The organism is Candidatus Igneacidithiobacillus taiwanensis (genome assembly GCF_031962545.1).
GTDB classification, from domain to species: Bacteria; Pseudomonadota; Gammaproteobacteria; order Acidithiobacillales; family Acidithiobacillaceae; genus Igneacidithiobacillus; species Igneacidithiobacillus taiwanensis.
The window spans coordinates 1-2,392 of the sequence record NZ_JAVRKK010000224.1 but is presented as its reverse complement, the minus strand read 5'-3'; the positions used below and the strand labels follow the sequence as shown (position 1 = coordinate 2,392).

The 2,392-nt window shown below is 53.5% G+C and carries 3 protein-coding genes and 1 tRNA gene; 3 read left to right on the top strand and 1 reads right to left on the bottom strand.

Annotated features, from left to right (window positions below):
• The 3 genes from RTI30_RS14020 to RTI30_RS14010 all read left to right on the top strand — a co-directional run.
• Positions 1-1,001: PQQ-binding-like beta-propeller repeat protein (locus RTI30_RS14020; protein ID WP_312284116.1), on the top strand; the 1,001-nt coding region annotated here is incomplete at its 5' end.
• A 14-nt stretch (positions 1,002-1,015) separates the two neighbouring features.
• Positions 1,016-1,207, top strand: coding sequence for a hypothetical protein (locus tag RTI30_RS14015; RefSeq protein ID WP_312284115.1), 192 nt, complete (start codon positions 1,016-1,018; stop codon positions 1,205-1,207).
• Between the two features lie 48 nt (positions 1,208-1,255).
• On the top strand, positions 1,256-2,110 hold the full coding sequence (locus RTI30_RS14010; protein ID WP_312263297.1) for a TQO small subunit DoxD: 855 nt from the start codon (positions 1,256-1,258) through the stop codon (positions 2,108-2,110).
• 63 nt (positions 2,111-2,173) lie between these two features.
• Here RTI30_RS14010 and RTI30_RS14005 read toward each other — a convergent pair.
• Positions 2,174-2,249: transfer RNA gene (locus RTI30_RS14005), tRNA-Glu, on the bottom strand.
• Positions 2,250-2,392 lie beyond the last annotated feature (143 nt).

The following is a 2,392-nucleotide window of genomic DNA, read 5'->3' as shown; positions in this document are numbered from 1 at the left end:
GCAATCCCTTGGTAGTGGGAAATCATGTATATCTCTCTGCGGGTAGTGTGTCTTTCAATTTTGCCAATGTGATGAAGTATGCGAAGCACCCACGCCAGGCGGGGCGAGGAAAAGATATTAGCTATAATGGAATATTCTGCCTGAATCGTGAGAACGGCCAATTGCTATGGAGTTTTAAGACGGCCGGAGATGCGATGCCGACGCCAGCCTATGCCGAGCAATCACTATTCATCAGCACTGGCGATGGAAATATCTATCGCATATCGGCAGCCGATGGCAAAGAACTGTGGAAGACGCATGTTGGCGGCATTGCTAATATGTCGAGTCCGGTAGTTATGGATGGACGTGTTTATGTTTCCATGTCGGTGATTCCGGGTCTCTACGCGCTGGATGTGAAAACGGGCAAGGTCCTCTGGAAAGGTGAGATTCCGGGTGCCGTAAATACTGGCATGGGCGATGTGTCGCCAGCGGCTGCTGATGGCATTGTGGTTATGGATACCGTTGCCGATGCCAAGCTTGTCGATGGCAAGCCAACCATGGACACTGTTGTACGCGCCTTCAACGGTACAACGGGCAAGGTGCTGTGGACGGTCAACCTTGGTCGCGGTGCGCGCATTCCGGCCTTTAAGGGCGGCGTGCCCATGATCCACGACGGTACGGTGTATGTTGGTACTCCGGTTACCTCGGATTACACCGCCATCAATCTGCATAGCGGCAAAGTCGAATGGACCTGGAAGGTGCCCAATCCGGGGCCGGCAGGCGCAGGCAGAGGAGCGCCGACGTTCTATCGCGGGATGCTCTATATTTCAACAGGGCCGGATATTTATGCGGTCGATCCAAAGAATGGTCGATTGATGCATCGTTACCACGTGGGTGGACGCTTCGGTATTGTCAACCCAACTATCGTTGGCGGTACGATGTATCTTGGAAATTCTTGGGATTGGGTCAATGCCGTGCCGGTGAAGGATGTTAACCCTAATTTTTCGGAATCTGGAAAGTAGTACACGGAGGATGTATGGCCGCAAATATCGAGGGAGTCAGTGAGCGATCAGGAGTCCGCCAGCATGCATGGTGGATTCTATCGGTCGGCATGCTAGCAGTACGTTTTGTGCAGGGATGGATCTATTGGGGCGGTGGCTCACGAAGGTTTATTTATGGTCCGCAGAAAATCAATCCGGCGGGTCATTGGATGGCCTATAAATTTTAGACCGCCATGCCCGGTGCCATTCTTGGGACCAGTCATTTGGTTTCTTTTTTGCTGCATCATTTTATCCTGCTCTATGCAGGTGTCATCATTTTTAGTGCCGTGGAGCTAATATCTGGGGCAATGTTGATTTCCGGATTCCTGACGCGTTTGGCGGCAATCCTGACCTTGGGGTTATCCTTTACCCTGATGCTGCTCTTTGGTTGGCAGGGCGCTACCTGCATTGATGAATGGACTATGGCTGCCTCCAATTTTGGTATGGGGATCACCCTGTTTTTGGTGGGCGGAGGAGCATACTCGGTCGACAACTGGTTGCTAAAGAAAAAACCAGCGTTGGCGCAGCGTGCTTGGTTTCGTTGGCTGGGCGGTAGCGAGCCCCTCCCGTTGTCGGATGCCGCATTCAAAAAGTTGGCGCTGACGCTTTTTTGGATTGCCGTGGTCTTTATTGTTGCTACCTACTCCTACTATCGGGGTTCGGTAATCACGCCGTTCCATGGGGATCCTACCGGCGTCAAGATCCACCATATCCAGATGCGTGATTTACAGATTGCGCCCGATGGCAGCGTCACGGTACACATGTATGTGAACGCTGGTACGGCTTCGGTTCCTGCGCATATCATCTCGGCGCGCTTGCTTAATGCGCATGGTAAGGTGGTGGAGGTCTGGAGCGGTAAGCAGCTGTCGCACTTGCCGGCGATTAATATCCACAACGACTACGACTATCAGAAAATTAGCCCTGACAGCGTGCTGGGCTTGAAAGCAGGCCTTGGTGCGGCGGCCACGGTGCACTTGCCCGTGAGTGATTCGTCAGGCTTTATTGGCACGGGAGATGGTCCGTATCAGCTGCAGCTCCTCGACATCAATGGTAAAACGATGTCGATTTCTGCGCACATCGAGGGGAGCTGATCCCTCACAGTTGTGGAGGAAAGTAAAAGTGGCCCACGCAGCGCTGCGTGGGCCACTGTTTTTTGGCGTCCCCAGGGGGGTTCGAACCCCCGTTACCGCCGTGAAAGGGCGGTGTCCTAGGCCACTAGACGATGGGGACCGAGGAGTGCGAATCGTACTCAAAATATGCCCCTGACGCAACAGCATGTATGCGTCCACCACCTTTGGCACTGTGGTAGATGTTGGAGGAGGAAGGATAGCGGTGGTTTCTGTCCGAGTCGATGGTGTGGCCGTTCGGCGTTG